We start from the raw sequence: 15,477 nt of genomic DNA on the forward strand, positions 1-15,477 counted from the left end.
TCGTACGGCCCCCGGCGCAGCTGAAGGTCTTTGCGATGGCCGGAATACAGCCTGAAAGGCCCAGAAGCGCAACGTTCCGGCGGGCGCCGAGCGCTCTCGCTGAAAGGCTGACTCCCGCTCCGATCCCCCGCCACAGGCTCAGAACGATGCTCTACACCCGACCGGGAAGGGACTGCATCCGCTGCCGTGCCGCAGCAAACCACGATCGTGGAAGCAGCCACCCGTGCATGCTGTCACGCCGCAGCGAATCGCTGCCCTCGTCCTGCCCGTCGCACGCGCCGCAGGCCCACCAACAGCTCACCAAAGCCGTTCCGGTCCAGGCATCAGAACCTGTGGCGCAGCAGGCTGGAACGGGCCCGTCCGCTAGTCGGTACACGCCCCCGGTGTGGTGGCGATGTGAATGACATCGTCCAGCAGGGCGCGGCTTTCGGTGAGAGCATTGATCTGCCGGTCGATGCGTTCGCGCTCGGCGCGCAGCATACCCAGAACCTCGTCGTTCATCGTCCGGGTGTCGACGGTGGGCAGCAGCACGGCGATGGCCCGGCTCGGCAGCCCGGCGGCGAACAGATACTGGATGAGCTGGACGCGGGATGCCGCGCTCTGCGGGTAGTGCCGCTGGCCGCTGGCGCTGCGGGCCGGGCTGAGCAGGCCCTGCTCCTCGTAGTAGCGCAACGCGCGGGTGGTCACGCCGGTGCGCGCGGCCAGGTCACCGATGCGGATCTCGGTGGCACTCGTCACAGTCCTTGCCCTTCACGTCGGCGTCAACTCCTAGCGTAACTCCCGCCAGATCCGCTATCGCACAGGAGATGACGAACCATGCAGGTGAAGAACTCGGTCGCGCTGGTCACCGGGGCCAACCGGGGCCTGGGCCGGCACTTCGCCCAGGCGCTGCTGGAGCGCGGCGCCGCGAAGGTCTACGCCACCGCCCGCCGGCCCGAGCAGATCGACCTGCCGGGGGTGGAGACGCTGCCGCTGGACATCACCGACGAGCAGGCCGTGGCCCGGGTCGCCGACCTCGCCCAGGACGTGACGCTGCTGGTCAACAATGCCGGCGCGTCGACCGGCACCGACCTGGTCACCGGCGACAAGGCGCTGATCCGGCAGGAGCTGGACACCTTCTTCTGGGGCACGCTGGAGATGACGCGCGCCTTCGCGCCGATCCTGGCGGCCAACGCGGGCGGCGCGATCCTGAACATCAACTCGGTGATGTCGTGGTCGGCCTACCGCGGGGCGAACGCCTACCACGTGGCCAAGGCCGCGGAGTGGGCCCTGACCAACGGCTCCCGGCTCGAACTGGCCGACCAGGGCACCCAGGTCACCGGCCTGTTCCTGGCGATGACCGACACCGGGCACCAGGAGTGGTGGACCGGCCCCCTCAACCGTCCCGAGGACGTCGTGCGCGCCGCCCTGGACGGGCTGGAGGCCGGCCGCCTGGAGATCGTCGTCGACGAGATGAGCGCGGGCGCGAAAGCCCTTCTCGCACAGGATCCGGGGGTGTTCACCGGCCAGTGACCCCCAGCGGGCGGGGTGGGCGGTACCGATCGGGTGCCGCCACCCCCCGCACGAGGCCGAGCCGGAGTCAGCCCGCGTCCGCGAGCACCCATTCGTCGTCCCGGAGGATCTCCACGGTGCCGCCGGGCCCGCGGCCGGTGACGGTGATGCCGGCGCCCCCGATGACCACGTCGGTGTGCACCCCCGCCTGGTTGAGGCCGCGCTCGAACAGCTGCTCGGGCGTCATCGCGTCGCCGCCCGGCACGGCGAACGCGAAGCCCTGGCCCCAGGCCACGTGGCAACCGGCGTTCTCGTCGAACAGCGTGTTGTGGAAGACGAGGCCGCTGCGGGCGATCCGGCTGTCCCGGTCGACCAGCGACACCTCACCGAGATGTCTTGCCCCGGGCTCGGAGTCGAGCTGGGCACGCACCACGTCGGCGCCGGAGTCGGCCCGGACGTCGGTGATCGCGCCGTCGTGGAAGGTCACCTCCAGGCCGGTCACCAGCTGCCCGGCCACGACCACCGGCTTGGTGAGCCGGATCCGGCCCTCGGCGGTGGTGCGGTCAGGGCTGGTGAACACCTCCTCGGTGGGGAGATTGGGCAGGTACACCACACCCGAGGGGTCGGCGCCGCCGCCACCGGTCCAGCAGCAGCCGGGGATCAGGCCGACGGTCAGGTCGGTGCCCTCCCCCACGTACCGGATCTCGGACAGGTCCAGCGCGTCCAGCCGCCGCGCGCGTCCGGCCAGCGTGGCCGAGCGTTCCGTCCAGGCTGCCACCGGGTCGTCCTCGTCCAGCCGCATGGCCGTGGCGACCGCCTCCCACAGCCGCTCCACGTCGGGCTCGCCGAAGATCTGCGTGGCCCAGCCGGGGTTGGGAGCGGCCACGATCGTCCAGCGGATGTTCCCGGAGATCAGGTTCTTTCGCAGCTCCCGGAGCTCGTCGGTGGGCTGGGCGGCCACCTTCACCGGGTCGAGGCCGTCGAACAGGTGCGGGTCGGCGTCCCCGCTCAAGGTGATCAGGGCGACGCCCTGCTCACGCCACTCCTGGATGCGCCGCAGCGCCCACCCGCGGGAGGCCTTCAGCGCGTCCAGACCGGCGTGGGTCACCGCCGAGCGGCGGATCAGCGGGTCGTTCCACTCCACCTCCACCCACGACGCCCCGGCCCGGTAGGCCGCCTCGGTGACGGCCCGGGCGATCTCCAGATGGCTGGTGTCCGAGCGCACCACCACGCCCTGACCGGGCTGGACATTGGCCCCGACCCGGACGGCCAGGTCGGCGAATCGTTCGATCAGGCTCATGCCGCAACGCTAGTCGGCACGGCCATGCCCCGGCCCGGGCATGTGCGGTACCCACCATCACCTACCGCAACGGCGCCGGCCCACCGGCCCTGCGCCGGGACCGTCCGGTCGCCAGCACGCTCGACGGTTGCGCAGCTGGACGATCCGGTGCTGTGCGAGGTGCGGGGCGGGCCGCGCGGGTCCCTGCCGTGACCATGGAACTGGTGACCTGATCCGGCGTCCGCGCGGGAGGCGTCCTCAGTTTTTGACACCGGCCAGACGGCCTGGGTGGTGTCAAAACCGAAAAGGGTCAGGCCGCCAGAGCCCGCTCCCAGAACTTGCGTGTGCGTTCGTCGAAAGCCACCAGAAGGCACAACCGCAGCGAGGTCTCGATTCTCCGCAGCGCCTGCACGCTCACCTGGCAGGCCTCGAACAACGGATACCCGAACGCCCCTGTGGACAGGGCTGGGAAGGCCACACTCCCGGCCCCCACCTCGTCGCACTGCCTCACACTGACCCGGTAGGCGGACGCGAGTAACTCGGCGGCCGGGTCGTCCACACCGTACCGCGGGCCCACCGCGTGAACGATGTGCCGCACCCGCGGCCCCAGGCCGAACGCCGGCGTCCGCACCGCCTCACCCGGCGGGCAGGGGGCCAGAGGACGCAGCGCCTGCAACAACTGCGGGCCAGCCGCACGATGCACGGCGCCGTCGACGCCGCCACCGCCGATCAGCGGCGCGTTGGCGGCCGTGACGACGACGTCGACGTCGCAGGCGGTGATGTCACCCCGGACGACCTGGATCTCCATGCGCCCCAGCCTGCCAGACGCCTCACCGGGTCCAGACGTAGGCGGTGGCGGACGAGACCCGCAGCAGGCCGCTGCGTTCCAGGATCGGGCGGGAGTACTCGGTGGAGTCGCTGTGGATCAGCGTCCGGCCCAGGTCCAGGGCCGCCCGCGCCCGGGCGGCGGTCAGGGCCCGGTAGATGCCCCGCCCGCGCCAGTCCCTCAGCACCGCGCCGCCCCAGACCCCGGCGAAGTCGCTGTCGGGCACCGGCTCGAGCCGGCCCGCGCCAACCATCCGCCCGCCGGTCTCGGCCACCCACAGCTGCATGCCGTCGTGCCGGGCCAGGCGGCGCAGCAACGCATCGGCCATCTCGGTCGAGGGCTCCTCGCCGAAGGCCTCGTCCGACATGGCGCTCATCGCCCGCACGTCTGCCTCCCCGGTCACCCTCCGCAGCGTCACACCGGGGGTGGGGACGTCGACGGCCAGGGCCCTCGCCTCGCCGACCATGATCGACTCCGGCTCACCCCGGACGAACCCGTGCCGCACCAGCGCCCCGGCCAGACCGGGAGCCCGGTCGTGATCGCGGGCCTTCCACCGCACACTCACGATCCGGGGATCGGCCCGGTAGTGCTCCAGTGCCCCCGCGACCAGGTCGTCGAGGCCGGCCTCGGTGGCAACGCCGAGATCCCGGTAGGTGACGTAGCCGCGGCCCCCGGCGAAGGTGACCAGGCGCAACGGGCCGAGCCGGGTGACGTCGATCTGGCTCGGCGTCTCGGAATCGGTGCGCAGCTGCTCGTCGTACAGCTTCAGAAAGTGCATGGCGTCGCTCATCGCCGTCCAGACTGGGCACTGCACCGCCCCGGCGCAACCGGTTTCCGCGCGGAGTCCAACCAGGGACGCCCGGGGGCACCCGGGCGGGACCCTCAGGTCGCGGGGGTATCACGGAAGAAGGCCGTGATGTCGCCGGCCAGCAGGGCCGGCTCTTCGTGGGCAGCGAAGTGCCCGCCGCGGGGCATCTCGGTGAACCGGGTGACCCGGTAGATGCGCTCGGCCCAGCTGCGCAGCGGCGGAGCACCCAGGTCTGCGGGGAAAACAGCCACAGCGGTGGGAATTTCGACGCGCAGCGGTTCGGTCGCACCGGCCTGGGTGCGCTCGTAGTAGGGACGGAACGACGTGGACACCGTGTCGGTGAACCAGTACAGCGAGGCCTGGGTCAGCAGGAAGTCGTCGCTGAAGCGGGTGGACACGTCACCGCCGCAGTCGCTCCAGGCCCGGTACTTCTCCAGGATCCAGGCCAGCAGCCCGGACGGGGAGTCGCTGAGGCCCTGAGCCAGGGTGAGGGGCCGGGTGCCCTGCTGGTGGCCATAGGCCCCCTCGTCGTCCACCCACTTCCCCCAGGCGCGCTGGTAGGCGCGCTCGGCGTCCGTGAGGTCCGTGATCCCGGGCCGTGGGGTGTTGTCGATCGCCAGCAGATGGATGCCGGTCACCGCCTCGGGATGGGCCCGGGCGAGCCGGCCGGTGATGCCGGCCCCGAGGTCGCTGCCGTGAGCCCCGTACCGCTCGAAACCCAGTTCGTCACGCATGAGCCGGTGCCACAGCTCGTGGGTGGGCGTGCCGTCCATGGCCGGGCGCTGCGGCGAGAAGCCGTAGCCGGGGATGGACGGGACGACGACGGTGAACGCGTCCGCCGCCCGGCCGCCGTACCGTGAGGGGTTCGAAAGGCGTTGCGCCAGCTCGGTCATCTCCAGGAACGAGCTGGGCCAGCCGTTGGTCGCGACGATCGCCGGGGCGTGCTGGCGCTCGGCGTCGAAGCGCAGGTAGTGCACGGGCGTGCCGTCGATGTCGGCGAACCGGGAGGGCAGGGCGTTGATCGCGGCCTCGTGCGAGCGCCAGTCGTAGTCGGTGGCCCAGCGGTGCACCAGGCGGCGCAGGTCGTCGCCGTCGGTGCCGGCCTGCCAGGGAGCGACCGGCCAGGACCGGGCGAAGCGGGTGTTGCGCAGGCGGGTGCGCAGGTCGTCGAGGTCGCTGTCGGACACCTCGATGAGGGGGCGGACGTCGGTCTCCGGGGTCTTCCACGTAGTCGACACCAGCAAAACGTAAATCCGGTGTCGCACGCGGTCAACACCAGTTACCGCTTATAGTGGTGTCGTGAATGCTGAGCGCACGGATCTGGGCCTGATCGAGCAGTTCCTCAACACCCTCGACCTGCGCAGCTTCACCCGGCACGGCGCCAGCCACGTCACCACCGACCGGCTGAGCTCCCCCGGCGCCCTCTCGGCGTGGCTCGCGGAGCACGACCTGAGCTCCGGCGGCACCCTGGACACCGGCGCCCTGGACACCGCCCTGGCCCTGCGCAGCGCCCTGCGTGACGCGCTGAGCGAAGACCTGGACGAAGCCTCGCACGAGGACCCGACCGGCGAGAACGCCGACCGGATCACCTTGGCCCTGGCTGCTTTTCCGGTTCGCCTGACCACCCACCCGACGGGCGGCCTGCGCCTGAGTGCTGCCAGCGGCGTCCCTGGTCTGGACGCCCTGATCGAGACCGTGGCGACCGCAGCGGCCACCGGGAGCTGGCGCCGGGTGAAACTGTGCGCCTCACAGGACTGCCGCTGGGCGTTCTACGACACCTCGCGCAGCGGCGGCGGACGCTGGTGCTCGATGGAGGTCTGCGGCAACCGGCACAAGACCCGCGCCTACCGTCAGCGACGCGACCCGGGCGCCGCCTGAGCACCCCGACTGCGAGCCCGCCCTCTCAGAGGTCGGCGATGTCCACCGTGATCTCACTGTTCGCCCGCCCGACGCAGGTCAGCACGTATCCGTCCGCCTTCTGCGCCTCGCTCAGGCAGTTCGGCTCGCTCATCCGCACCCGCCCACCCAGCAGTTTCACCACGCACTCGCCGCAGTTGCCGACGGTGCAGGAATACGGCATCGGCAGGCCCGCCGCCAGACCGGCGTCCAGAACTGTTTCGCCGGAGGGTATCTCGGCCGATCCGATGTCGGCTCCGGCGTCGACCACCCGCATCCGGTGGGTCAGCCCGGTGCCGGGGACGGCGTCGTCCACCGCACCACTGAAACTCTCCGTCCGGATCCGCTCGTCCGGCACCCCGCCGTCGAGCAGTGCCTGCCGGCAGACGTCCATCATCGGGCCCGGGCCGCACAGGTGGTACCGCGCGTCGGCGGAAGGCCTCACCCGGGCCAGCCAGTGCCTCAGCGACTCGCCGGTGATCCGGCCGGTGCGCCCTGCCCAGTCGGCGCCCGGACGGGTCAGCTGGTGCGTCACGTCGAGCCGGCCCGCGTTCTCCCGGGTCAGCCGGGCCAGTTCGGCGGAGAAGATCAGCGCCTGCTCGTCGCGGTCGCCGTGCAGCAGAAGCATCCGGGCGCCGTCGCCGGTGGCCGTGCGGGCGCGGATGGCGCTCATCATCGGCGTCACGCCGCTGCCGGCGGCGATCATCACGACGTCGCCGTCACCCGCCGGGCCGAACAGACTGCCGAAGGGACCCCGGACCTCGAAGACGTCTCCTGGTCGCACCTTTTCGTTGACGTGGGTGGAGAAGACGCCCGCCCGGCGGACGGTGATCTCCAGTTCGCCCGAGCCCGGCGCACCGGACGCCGAGTAGGCCCGCCGCAGCACGCGCCCATCCACCTCGGTGGACACCGTGAAGAACTGGCCGGGAGCGAAATCGACTGCGGCGCCGTCACTCAGCACCAGGGTGACGGCGTCCGGCGTCTCCCGGCGCACGGCGAGCACTTCCAGCCGGCGCACGAGTCCTGAGGGACGCCGGGAGGGCGCCGGTTCGGCGGTGGCCGTGTACCCCTCCTTCTCCAGCGCCGATCCGGTCTGCCGGCCCATGAGCCGGCGGGTCAGGTTCGGGTGGCGGCGCAGCAGGGCCGCGAGCGCGCGGATCAGCGGCCCGCCCCGCACGGCCGGGTTGGCGGCCAGGTGCCCGGCGGCCAGGACGTTCAGGTCGGGGATGCTGTTCTGGTCGACGTGCGCGGTCTGGTCCCACAGCCGGGCGCGGCGGACCGCTGGGCTGTCGTCGAGCACGGCCTGCTCCACCCGGACCAGCAGGGCCGCGTGCGGCGCCATGCCGCGCAGGGCCATGCCGGCCAGCAGGTCCGGGTCGGTGGTGACGGTGGCGCGGCCGGTCACGTTCAGCACCTGATCGCGGCCGGGAACCAGCACGGTCAGGGCGATCCGGTCGTCGCGCAGCAGGTTGTGCAGGGTGTCGGCGCGGCGGTTGCCCCGGCGGTCGGGGATCGCGAGGGTGTGCCCGTCGAGCACCTGGACGAATCCCGGGCGGTCGCCGCGCGGGCTGGTGTCACTGTCGGTGGGCGCGTTTCCGCTGGTGCAGAGCAGGAACGGCGCGACGGCCAGGAAGTCCCGGACGGCAGGGTCTTTCAGCGACCCTTCGGCGATGCCTTCCCGGGGTGCGGCCCGGCCGGCCGCCGGCTGCCACAGCCGGGCGCGGCCGACGGCGCGGGCGCAGTGCACGAACATCTCCTCCACCTGCACCACGGCGCGCGTGCCGTCGCGCTTCAGCATTCTGCCGTTGAGCCGGAGGGTCTCGCTGACGCCGGGGAAGAGGAAGACGAACGAGACGCCGCTCCCCGTGGCGGGCTCCGGCTGCCCGGCGGGCAGCTGGAGCGCGATGCGCTGCGGGGAGAGCACCTGGAGGAACCCGGGCCCGTCGCCCACCAGCGTGCCGCGCCGGGTGCCACCGGCGTCCTGGTAGCCGAAACCCGCGATCGGGGAACACATCAGCACCGGGGCGGTGGCGCGGTCGACGTGGTCGATCTGTTTCATCATGACGGCGGACACCGGGCGGCCCAGCAGGTCTTCGATCTCCTGGTCGGTGGTCAGTGCCGCGCGGACGGCGTCGGCGACGGTCATGCTGGTCCTCTCCTCGGTCCAGGCCTCTTCCGGTCCAGTTCTCAGTCCGGTTCTCAGTCCAGGCCCGTGCGGCCGGGGGTCCAGAAGGGTTTGGTCAGCACGTTGCGGCGGGGCCAGCCCCTCTCCTGCACGAGGTGACGGCGCACCATCTGGACGGTGCGGGCCTCACCGGCCAGGTAGGCCCGGCCCGGTTCCTCCGGCAGGGTCAGGGCACGCACGGCGTCCACCAGCCCCTCGGACGACGCGGCCGGCCTCCCGGCGCGGAAGACCCAGTCGATGTCGCCCTTTTCCCGCCCCAGGTCCAGCTGGTCGTCCGGGCCGCCGGTCTCCAGCCGGGCGAAGACCGGGGCGTCGTCCGGCAGGGCCCGCAGCATGGGGCCGAAAGCCACCTGCGCCGTCTCCTCCCCGGCGAACAGGTGATAGGCGGCCGGCGCGGTGACGAAGGTGCCCTGCGGTTTGATCAGCATCACGTCCTGGCCGGGCGCGACCGTGCGCGACCAGGCGGCACCGGGCCCGTCGCCGTGATCCATCATGATCAGCCGCATGTCCTGGCCGTCGTAGTCCCACACGCTGTAGGTGCGCAGCGCGCCGACGAGCCAGTCGACGGCGGCCGGGCTGTCGGCCACTTGGAGGCGCACCTGCTGGCCGGGCACCCAGGCGAGCCCGCTCAGCCCCGGGCCCGACAGCGTGACCTGACGCAGACGCGGCGTCCTCTGCTCGACGGATCGCACCTGGGCCTGCACCAGCAGGCGGTCGGCCAGACGTCGTCTCACCGTGTTCTCCTCGCGTTTCCTCAGGCTGTCCGGGCCCCCTCGACCCACCGTAGGATGGCTGCCCTGCGAATGGCGGCCATCCGATAACGCGCAGCGGCCAACCTGCTCCCGCCGCCTCACCGACGCGGAAGGATCCCGAGGATGAACGAGCTGCCCGCCTCACCGATCCTGAGCATTCAGCGCGCCGAGACCTCGGTGATCAACAGTGCGCCCTCGCACCGCCATCCCGAGCCGGTGCTGGTGTGGACCGAGACCGCGACGCTCCAGGGCACGATGGGGTCGCGGGAGTGGCTGATCCCGCCCGGCTACGGGATCTGGGTGCCCGGCTTGGTCGAGCACGGCGAGGGCCACGTGCTGCGCGAAGGCGACCTGTCCATCATCCATTTCACCGCCGAGGGCTGCCCGATCGACTGGGCCGAGCCGACCGGTGTCGTGGTCGGGCCGCTGCTGCGTGAGCTGCTGCGGCACCTGCACGGACTGGACCAGCACGACCCGAGCCGCCCCCTGGCCGAGGCCCTGATGTTCGAGCTGCTCACCCCGGTGGCCACGCACGACATCCAGGTCACGATGCCCTCCGACCCGCGGGTGCGGGCCGTGGCCGAGCAGCTCCTGACCGACCCCGCCGACCCCCGCGACCTGCCGGCCTGGGCCGACCACGTGCACACCAGCGTCCGCACGCTGTCCCGGTTGTTCCGCACCGAGACCGGGATGAGCTTCGCGGACTGGCGCACGCAGACCCGCATCCGGGCGGCCGTGCACCTGCTGGGCACGGGCAAGCCGGTGAGCGCCACCGCCCACGCCGTCGGCTACACCCGGCCGAGCGCGTTCATCAGCGCCTTCCGCCGGGTCACCGGGCACACGCCGGGCACCTACCGGCCGGAGCCGGTCCCCCGGTAGACCCCTCACCCGGGTCCCGTCACCCCGGCGCGCAACCGCCCCCAGCGCGCAACCACGTCGGCGCGCAGCCACCCCCAGCACGCAGCCACCGCCGGGCATGCGGTCAACCCCGGCGCACGGTCACGCCGAAGCACGGTCACGCCGAAGCCGTCCCCCGGCCACGAACGGCCGGTGACCCGATCGCGGCGTGCCGTGCGGGCGTCCTCACCTCCCAGGCCCGATACTCGATCGTCGGCCGGCGCGCTCAACGGGGGTAAGAGATGGTGGTAGGCGGCTTTTCGGTGACTCCGGGCGAGATCCCCTGGGCCCTGGCACTACGCCGCAACGGGATGCACGTGGGCACCGCGACGCTCCTCGCCACACCCGGCGGGTCCGAACTGCTCTCGCGCACCGTCCTGATCACGGCCCACCAGGCCTCGACCCTGTCCCCGGCGGGCACCGAGGTGGACACCGCCACCAACATCATCCTGCCCGAGGCCGACGCCGTGCGGATACCGGTGGAACGATTCGTCACCCACCCCGGCTTCGACCCCGTCTCGCTGCGCGACGACATCGCCGTCGTGCACCTGAGAACCGGCCTGCCGGGCGGGATCCAGCTGCCCACGCCCAGCATCGCCCCGCTCGCCGGGACGACGGCCCGCGTCGCCGGCTGGGGCGCGCTGGGAGAGGACGGACCCAGCCCCAACGTGCTCCAGCAGGTGGACCTGACCGTCCTGACCGACGCCGAGGCCGTCGACGCCTACGGTGACGACTTCGGCGACGGGATGCTGGCCGCCGGCGATCCCGGCGGGGGCAAGGGCACCTGGGAGGGGGACGACGGGAGCCCGCTGACCTACCGCTCCGCCGACGGGAACGAGTACCTGGCCGGTATCAGTTCCTGGCGCCGGGGGTGCGGACGGGCCGACCGGCCCGACGTGTTCACCCGGGTCAGCCACTATCTCGGCTTCATCGAGACCAACCGGGCCCCGTCGTCCTGAAAGCCCTTCCTACGCGGGCAGGATCGGTTCCTGGAGCTCCGTGACCCAGTCGGACGGGTCACCCGTGCCGTAGTTCAGGTACAGCTCGCGGGCGTACCCGGCCGACCGGTACCCGTGGGCCGCCAGCCAGAAGGCGAGTTGCTGCCCGGTGGCGACCACGTCGTCCATCGGCCCGTGGTGCACGATCGTCGCCGCCCGCTCCAGGCCGGGCAGGTCGACGACCTCGAAGTCGTACGCCGGGTCCGGCGCCACGTCGACCTGGCAGCCCGCGTGCACGATGACGCCCCCGTCCGGGGCGTCCTCGTACCAGGAGACGCCGGGCCCCGAGGGCCTCACCTCGGCGCCCTCGAGCCGGGCGAACAGCTGTTCGTACAGCGGCCCGATCACCGGGCTGATCGACTCCGGCCCGAAATCCGCTGCCGGCGCCGACAACTGGGCCAGACGCGTGGCCGGGACCGGCTTGATCTGAACGTCCTCACTGGGCATGAAGCCCTCCTTCTCGATCATGGAGAGTCGCACCTCGACCTGGCCGAGCCGGGCGGTGTCCCGGCGCAGTTGCTCCTCGAGCTCGGACCGGCGCAGCCGCAGCATCCCCCGCAGCTCCCCGGTGCCGACCCTCTCGTCGAGGATCGAGCGCACCTGCTCCAGGGTGAGCCCCAGCTCCTTCAGCGCCACGATCCGGTTCAGCCGTGACAGCTGCCCGGCCTCGTAGGACCGGTACCCGGTGGCCGGGTCCACGGCCGCTGGCCGCAGCAGCCCGATCCGGTCGTAGTGCCGCAGCATCCGTACCGAGACCCGGCCGTGCCTGGCGAAATCTCCGATGGTGAACATGACGACCTCAGGTCTACGGGGTGACACGGTGTCAGGGTCAACGGCTGGCCCTCAGGTGACGGTCTGCCGCGTCAGTCCGCCCCGCCGTCCGGGCTGATGAAGAAGTTGTCCCGGAACAGCCCGGTCGGGTCGTAACGCCGCTTCAGCTCCCGCAACCGGCCGAGGTGGGAGGGAGGGAAGGCCCGGCCGAGAACGTCGTCGCCCTGGTCGGTCTCGAAGCTGAGGTAGAGCCCCTGGAGATGGGGGACGATCCTCTCCCAGTACCGGTCGAGCCCGGACGCCCGGGTGCCCAGCGCGGCGACCGAGAAGTTCGCCGAGCGCCACGCGTACGCCGTGGCCCCCGGGTCGACGTCGGACACCGCCCCGCCCACGGCCCGGATCTGGAAGAAGTACGAGGCCCCGGCGTCCAGCAGAGCAGCTGCCTCCCGGGCGAATTCGGGGGTGATGTGCTCGACCAGCCCCGAGTGCGAGTGCGGTTCGCCGCGCCCCTGCTGGGGCTGGTCACTGGTGAAGGCCCCGATCACGTCCTCGTAGGTGGCCAGGCCCACGGACTGGTCGGACAGCGGGGCGATGTCGGCGACGGGCTGGAGCCGGGCGACGATCGTGTCGATCGTGGAGTTCGTGGGCCGCCGCTGGACCAGCGGCATCATGCTGGCCCTGGGCCGCGGCGCCACCCGCTTCAGCGAGATCGAGGCCGTGGTCGAGGGGCTCGCCGCCCGCATGCTCGCGCTGCGCCTGCGGGAACTGGAGCACCGGCACCTGGTCGAGCGCACCGTGGCACCGACCACACCGGTCTCGGTAACCTACACGCTCACCCCGCGGGGCCAGGAGCTGCTCACGATGTTGCACGGACTCGCCGTCTGGGGCGAACGCTGGGAGTCGGGCCGCTGAGCCGGTCCTCGGCCGCGCGGCCTCTTCGCCCAGGTCATCCTCTGGTCGGATCCAGCACGATCGTTCCCCGGCGGGATGCGCCGCAGGTCGTCGGCCCCCTAGCGTGGGCCCGGCCCGTGACGCAGCAACGAGGAGCTAGGCAACGTGAGCACACCGACGAGAACCACCCTGGTGATCGCGGCCCTGGCCGCCGTCACCATGGCCGGCACCGGCCTGGCCCACGGGGTGAACGGCGGCGGGACGGCCACCAGAAGCAGCAGCCTGGGCAGCACCACGAGCAGCACCACGAGCAACAGTCTGGGCAGCACGGTGAGCAGCAACGCGAGCGCGCAGGTGAGTGCCGCGGACATCGCGGCCGCGCGGTGGAAACCGTGCACGGACGCCCCGAAGGTGGACTGCGCGAAGGTCACCGTTCCGGTGGACTGGTCGAAACCGGACGGCGAGAAGATCAGGATCGCCCTGGCCCGGCGCGAGGCCACGAACCCGAAGACGCGGATCGGCTCGCTGCTGTACAACCCGGGCGGGCCGGGGGTGTCCGGGGTGGCCATGATCAAGGGCAGCGCGGCGTCGGCGTTCAGCAAGAAGGTGCGCTCGCGGTTCGACATCGTCGGGTTCGACCCGCGCGGCGTCGGGTCGAGCACGGCGGTGCGGTGCCCGGCGGGTGGGGCCCGGGAGCGGGTGCTCACCGAGAAGGTCACCGACACGCTGTTCGCCGGAAAGGGCCTGTCGGGCAAGAAGCTCCGGCAGATCCGGGCCGCCAACCGCAAGGACGGGCAGACCTGCCGTGAGCTCAGCGGCGCGGTCGCCGATCACCTCGATTCGCTCAGCGTGGCCCGCGACATGGACGGGATCCGCTCGGCCTTGGGCGACGACAAGCTGACGTTCTACGGCCTGTCGTACGGCACGCTGCTGGGCCAGCAGTACGCGACGCTGTTCCCGGGGCGGGTGCGGGCGCTGCTGCTCGACAGCAACCTGGACCACAGCCTGTCCGGGACCGGGTTCCTGGTCAGCCAGGCCGCGGCGGTGCAGGACAGTTTCGACCAGTACGTGGCCTGGTGCGACCGCAGCTCGACGTGCACCCTGCACCGGCAGGGGGCGCGGGCAGTGTTCACGAAGCTGCGGCTGCGGGCGCAGCGGGGCAGGCTGCGTGACCCGGACACCGGCGAGAAGGTCGGCGTCTCCATGCTGATCGACACCACGCAGACGTTCCTGTCCGGGCCGGACTGGACGTCGCTGTCCAGCTGGTACTCCGGGCTGCTGAGCGGCCGGGTGGTCGGTGACTCCGAGCACCTGCGGACCGCGTCATACGGCAGGGACCCGGGCGAGAAGAGCGCCGACGGCATCTTCTGCTCGGACTGGCGCACGCAGTTCACCGGTGCGGCTCAGCTGCGCACCACGGTGAAACGGATGAGGGCTGTGGCCCCGGACATGCGGATGTCGAGCATGGCGATGGGCACGGTGCTGGGCTGCCAGGGCTGGCCGACGGCGGTGCGGGCCCCGCAGGCGAAGCTGAAGTGGGCCGGCGTGCCGGCGGTGCTGCTCGTCAACAGCCTGCACGATCCGGCCACGCCGTACTCCGGGGCGCGGGACGTGGCCCGGCAGTCCGGCGCCCGGCTGCTCACCTACAACGGGTGGGGGCACGGCGTGATCGGGCGCAGGGGCACGGGCAGCTGCCTGCGTGACGCGGCCACGCTCTACCTGGTGAACCTGAAGGTCCCGGCGTCCGGCAGGCACTGCGCCGCGGCCAAGGTCTAGATCGCGCGGCGGAGCCGGCTGAGCCACTCGTGGCGCAGCCGGTCCCGGCCGGGCAGTTCGTCGTCGCGGTCCCAGCGCCAGGTGGCGATCATGGCCGTCATGACGACGCGGCAGTCGTTCAGCACCCGGGGGTCGGCCCCCGGGTAGTGCGCGGCGACGTCGTCCGGCGTGTGGGCGAGGTCGTACTCGACCGGTCCGCGGCAGCAGGTCTCGAAGTCGACGAACAGCGGCCGGTCTCTCGTCGTCACCAGGTTGCCCGGATGCGGTTCGCCGTGCAGGAACTGCTCGGGCACGGCCGATTCCGCGACAGCCCGGCTGCCGTCCCGCAACGCTCCTGCCAGCAGTTCCCGGTCCGCGGTGGCGAGGTCGGGCGTCCTCGCGTGATCGGCCAGGCGGTCCAGGGCGACGGCGACGCGGTCGGTGAAATGCGGTGCGGGCAGGTCGATCCCGCGCATTCCGGTGTGCAGATCGCGCAGGGCGTGGGCGTACTCGGCCGGGGTGAGCGGGCGTGCGACCGGCTCGTGGTAGGTCCAGAAGGTGACGGCGTAACCGTCGCGTTCGTGCACGCGAGGCTCGATGCCCGGGGCGGGCAGCGCCACCGGGGCGCCCGACGCGGCCAGGTGCGCGGCGACGTCGAGCTCGAACCGCGCGATCTGGACGGCGCCGGGCTCGGCCAGCGGCGCCACCCGGGCCAGCACCTGCCCGGGCAGCAGGCGCAGGGTGAGCTTGTTCGAGTTCTGGAGCACCACCGCATCGTGGGCCCCGAGCCCCAGGGAGGCGGCGAGCGCCGACGTCGTGGCGATCGCGTGCCCGGTTCTGCGCATGGGGGCAGTCTGCTCGCGCGGGCCCGGGAGGTGAACCCAATTTTCGGGGATCCTGGGGTGAGGGTGACGAACTCCTTCTCACA

Annotated in this window: 16 protein-coding genes; 6 read left to right on the forward strand and 10 right to left on the reverse strand. The window is 72.0% G+C overall.

Annotated elements, in window-relative coordinates:
- Positions 1–363 precede the first annotated feature (363 nt).
- Positions 364–738 carry a MerR family transcriptional regulator gene (locus tag KIH74_RS13300; protein WP_308113759.1) on the reverse strand — a complete coding sequence of 125 codons (375 nt, stop codon included), beginning with the start codon at positions 736–738 and terminating at the stop codon, positions 364–366.
- 78 nt (positions 739–816) lie between these two features.
- On the opposite strand from KIH74_RS13300, the gene KIH74_RS13305 reads away from it, so the two are divergent.
- A complete protein-coding gene (locus KIH74_RS13305) occupies positions 817–1,512 on the forward strand; it encodes an SDR family oxidoreductase (RefSeq protein ID WP_214156208.1) in 696 nt (231 codons plus the stop codon).
- 67 nt (positions 1,513–1,579) lie between these two features.
- On the opposite strand, the gene KIH74_RS13310 is transcribed toward KIH74_RS13305, so the two are convergent.
- The 4 genes from KIH74_RS13310 to KIH74_RS13325 all read right to left on the reverse strand — a co-directional run bounded on the left by KIH74_RS13310 (position 1,580) and on the right by KIH74_RS13325 (position 5,642).
- Entirely contained in the window at positions 1,580–2,791 is a 1,212-nt protein-coding gene (locus KIH74_RS13310; RefSeq protein WP_214156209.1) for an aminopeptidase, read from the reverse strand.
- 289 nt (positions 2,792–3,080) lie between these two features.
- Entirely contained in the window at positions 3,081–3,578 is a 498-nt protein-coding gene (locus KIH74_RS13315; RefSeq protein WP_214156210.1) for a macro domain-containing protein, read from the reverse strand.
- A 22-nt stretch (positions 3,579–3,600) separates the two neighbouring features.
- Complete coding sequence (locus tag KIH74_RS13320; protein ID WP_214156211.1) at positions 3,601–4,374, reverse strand: GNAT family N-acetyltransferase; 774 nt, start codon at positions 4,372–4,374, stop codon at positions 3,601–3,603.
- A gap of 104 nt (positions 4,375–4,478) precedes the next feature.
- Positions 4,479–5,642 (reverse strand): epoxide hydrolase family protein, encoded by a 1,164-nt coding sequence (locus KIH74_RS13325; RefSeq protein ID WP_308113760.1) that lies wholly within the window; start codon positions 5,640–5,642, stop codon positions 4,479–4,481.
- A gap of 61 nt (positions 5,643–5,703) precedes the next feature.
- Between KIH74_RS13325 and KIH74_RS13330 the strand changes: the two genes are divergently transcribed.
- Complete coding sequence (locus KIH74_RS13330; RefSeq protein ID WP_214156213.1) at positions 5,704–6,282, forward strand: CGNR zinc finger domain-containing protein; 579 nt, start codon at positions 5,704–5,706, stop codon at positions 6,280–6,282.
- A 25-nt stretch (positions 6,283–6,307) separates the two neighbouring features.
- Here KIH74_RS13330 and KIH74_RS13335 read toward each other — a convergent pair whose 3' ends face one another.
- Both KIH74_RS13335 and KIH74_RS13340 read right to left on the reverse strand, forming a co-directional pair.
- Complete coding sequence (locus KIH74_RS13335) at positions 6,308–8,446, reverse strand: 2Fe-2S iron-sulfur cluster-binding protein (RefSeq protein ID WP_214156214.1); 2,139 nt, start codon at positions 8,444–8,446, stop codon at positions 6,308–6,310.
- 53 nt (positions 8,447–8,499) lie between these two features.
- Positions 8,500–9,219 (reverse strand): siderophore-interacting protein, encoded by a 720-nt coding sequence (locus KIH74_RS13340; RefSeq protein ID WP_214156215.1) that lies wholly within the window; start codon positions 9,217–9,219, stop codon positions 8,500–8,502.
- 141 nt (positions 9,220–9,360) lie between these two features.
- Between KIH74_RS13340 and KIH74_RS13345 the strand changes: the two genes are divergently transcribed.
- Entirely contained in the window at positions 9,361–10,116 is a 756-nt protein-coding gene (locus KIH74_RS13345) for a helix-turn-helix domain-containing protein (protein WP_214156216.1), read from the forward strand.
- Positions 10,117–10,376: 260 nt separating this feature from the next.
- Entirely contained in the window at positions 10,377–11,093 is a 717-nt protein-coding gene (locus KIH74_RS13350; protein WP_246572327.1) for a serine protease, read from the forward strand.
- 9 nt (positions 11,094–11,102) lie between these two features.
- On the opposite strand, the gene KIH74_RS13355 is transcribed toward KIH74_RS13350, so the two are convergent.
- Together KIH74_RS13355 and KIH74_RS13360 are read right to left on the reverse strand one after the other, a co-directional pair.
- On the reverse strand, positions 11,103–11,924 hold the full coding sequence (locus KIH74_RS13355; RefSeq protein WP_214156218.1) for a MerR family transcriptional regulator: 822 nt from the start codon (positions 11,922–11,924) through the stop codon (positions 11,103–11,105).
- Between the two features lie 71 nt (positions 11,925–11,995).
- On the reverse strand, positions 11,996–12,574 hold the full coding sequence (locus KIH74_RS13360; RefSeq protein WP_214156219.1) for a BBE domain-containing protein: 579 nt from the start codon (positions 12,572–12,574) through the stop codon (positions 11,996–11,998).
- Between KIH74_RS13360 and KIH74_RS13365 the strand changes: the two genes are divergently transcribed.
- Both KIH74_RS13365 and KIH74_RS13370 read left to right on the forward strand, forming a co-directional pair.
- Positions 12,546–12,815 carry a winged helix-turn-helix transcriptional regulator gene (locus KIH74_RS13365; RefSeq protein ID WP_214156220.1) on the forward strand — a complete coding sequence of 90 codons (270 nt, stop codon included), beginning with the start codon at positions 12,546–12,548 and terminating at the stop codon, positions 12,813–12,815. The two genes, KIH74_RS13360 and KIH74_RS13365, sit on opposite strands and share 29 nt — an antisense overlap.
- Before the next feature lie 144 nt (positions 12,816–12,959).
- Positions 12,960–14,570 (forward strand): alpha/beta hydrolase, encoded by a 1,611-nt coding sequence (locus KIH74_RS13370; protein WP_214156221.1) that lies wholly within the window; start codon positions 12,960–12,962, stop codon positions 14,568–14,570.
- Here the strand turns inward: KIH74_RS13370 and KIH74_RS13375 are convergent.
- Complete coding sequence (locus KIH74_RS13375) at positions 14,567–15,394, reverse strand: phosphotransferase enzyme family protein (RefSeq protein WP_214156222.1); 828 nt, start codon at positions 15,392–15,394, stop codon at positions 14,567–14,569. The two genes, KIH74_RS13370 and KIH74_RS13375, sit on opposite strands and share 4 nt — an antisense overlap.
- Positions 15,395–15,477: the final 83 nt, after the last annotated feature.

This window comes from Kineosporia corallincola (assembly GCF_018499875.1).
GTDB lineage: Bacteria > Actinomycetota > Actinomycetes > Actinomycetales > Kineosporiaceae > Kineosporia > Kineosporia corallincola.

Excerpts from the sequence above, each read along its gene's own strand:
- KIH74_RS13335 (WP_214156214.1), bottom strand. The coding sequence starts at position 8,446 with ATGACCGTCGCCGACGCCGTCCGCGCGGCACTGACCACCGACCAGGAG.
- KIH74_RS13355 (WP_214156218.1), bottom strand. The coding sequence starts at position 11,924 with ATGTTCACCATCGGAGATTTCGCCAGGCACGGCCGGGTCTCGGTACGG.
- KIH74_RS13375 (WP_214156222.1), bottom strand. The coding sequence starts at position 15,394 with ATGCGCAGAACCGGGCACGCGATCGCCACGACGTCGGCGCTCGCCGCC.
- KIH74_RS13360 (WP_214156219.1), bottom strand. The coding sequence starts at position 12,574 with ATGATGCCGCTGGTCCAGCGGCGGCCCACGAACTCCACGATCGACACG.
- KIH74_RS13350 (WP_246572327.1), top strand. The coding sequence starts at position 10,377 with ATGGTGGTAGGCGGCTTTTCGGTGACTCCGGGCGAGATCCCCTGGGCC.
- KIH74_RS13345 (WP_214156216.1), top strand. The coding sequence starts at position 9,361 with ATGAACGAGCTGCCCGCCTCACCGATCCTGAGCATTCAGCGCGCCGAG.
- KIH74_RS13320 (WP_214156211.1), bottom strand. The coding sequence starts at position 4,374 with ATGCACTTTCTGAAGCTGTACGACGAGCAGCTGCGCACCGATTCCGAG.
- KIH74_RS13315 (WP_214156210.1), bottom strand. The coding sequence starts at position 3,578 with ATGGAGATCCAGGTCGTCCGGGGTGACATCACCGCCTGCGACGTCGAC.
- KIH74_RS13305 (WP_214156208.1), top strand. The coding sequence starts at position 817 with ATGCAGGTGAAGAACTCGGTCGCGCTGGTCACCGGGGCCAACCGGGGC.
- KIH74_RS13310 (WP_214156209.1), bottom strand. The coding sequence starts at position 2,791 with ATGAGCCTGATCGAACGATTCGCCGACCTGGCCGTCCGGGTCGGGGCC.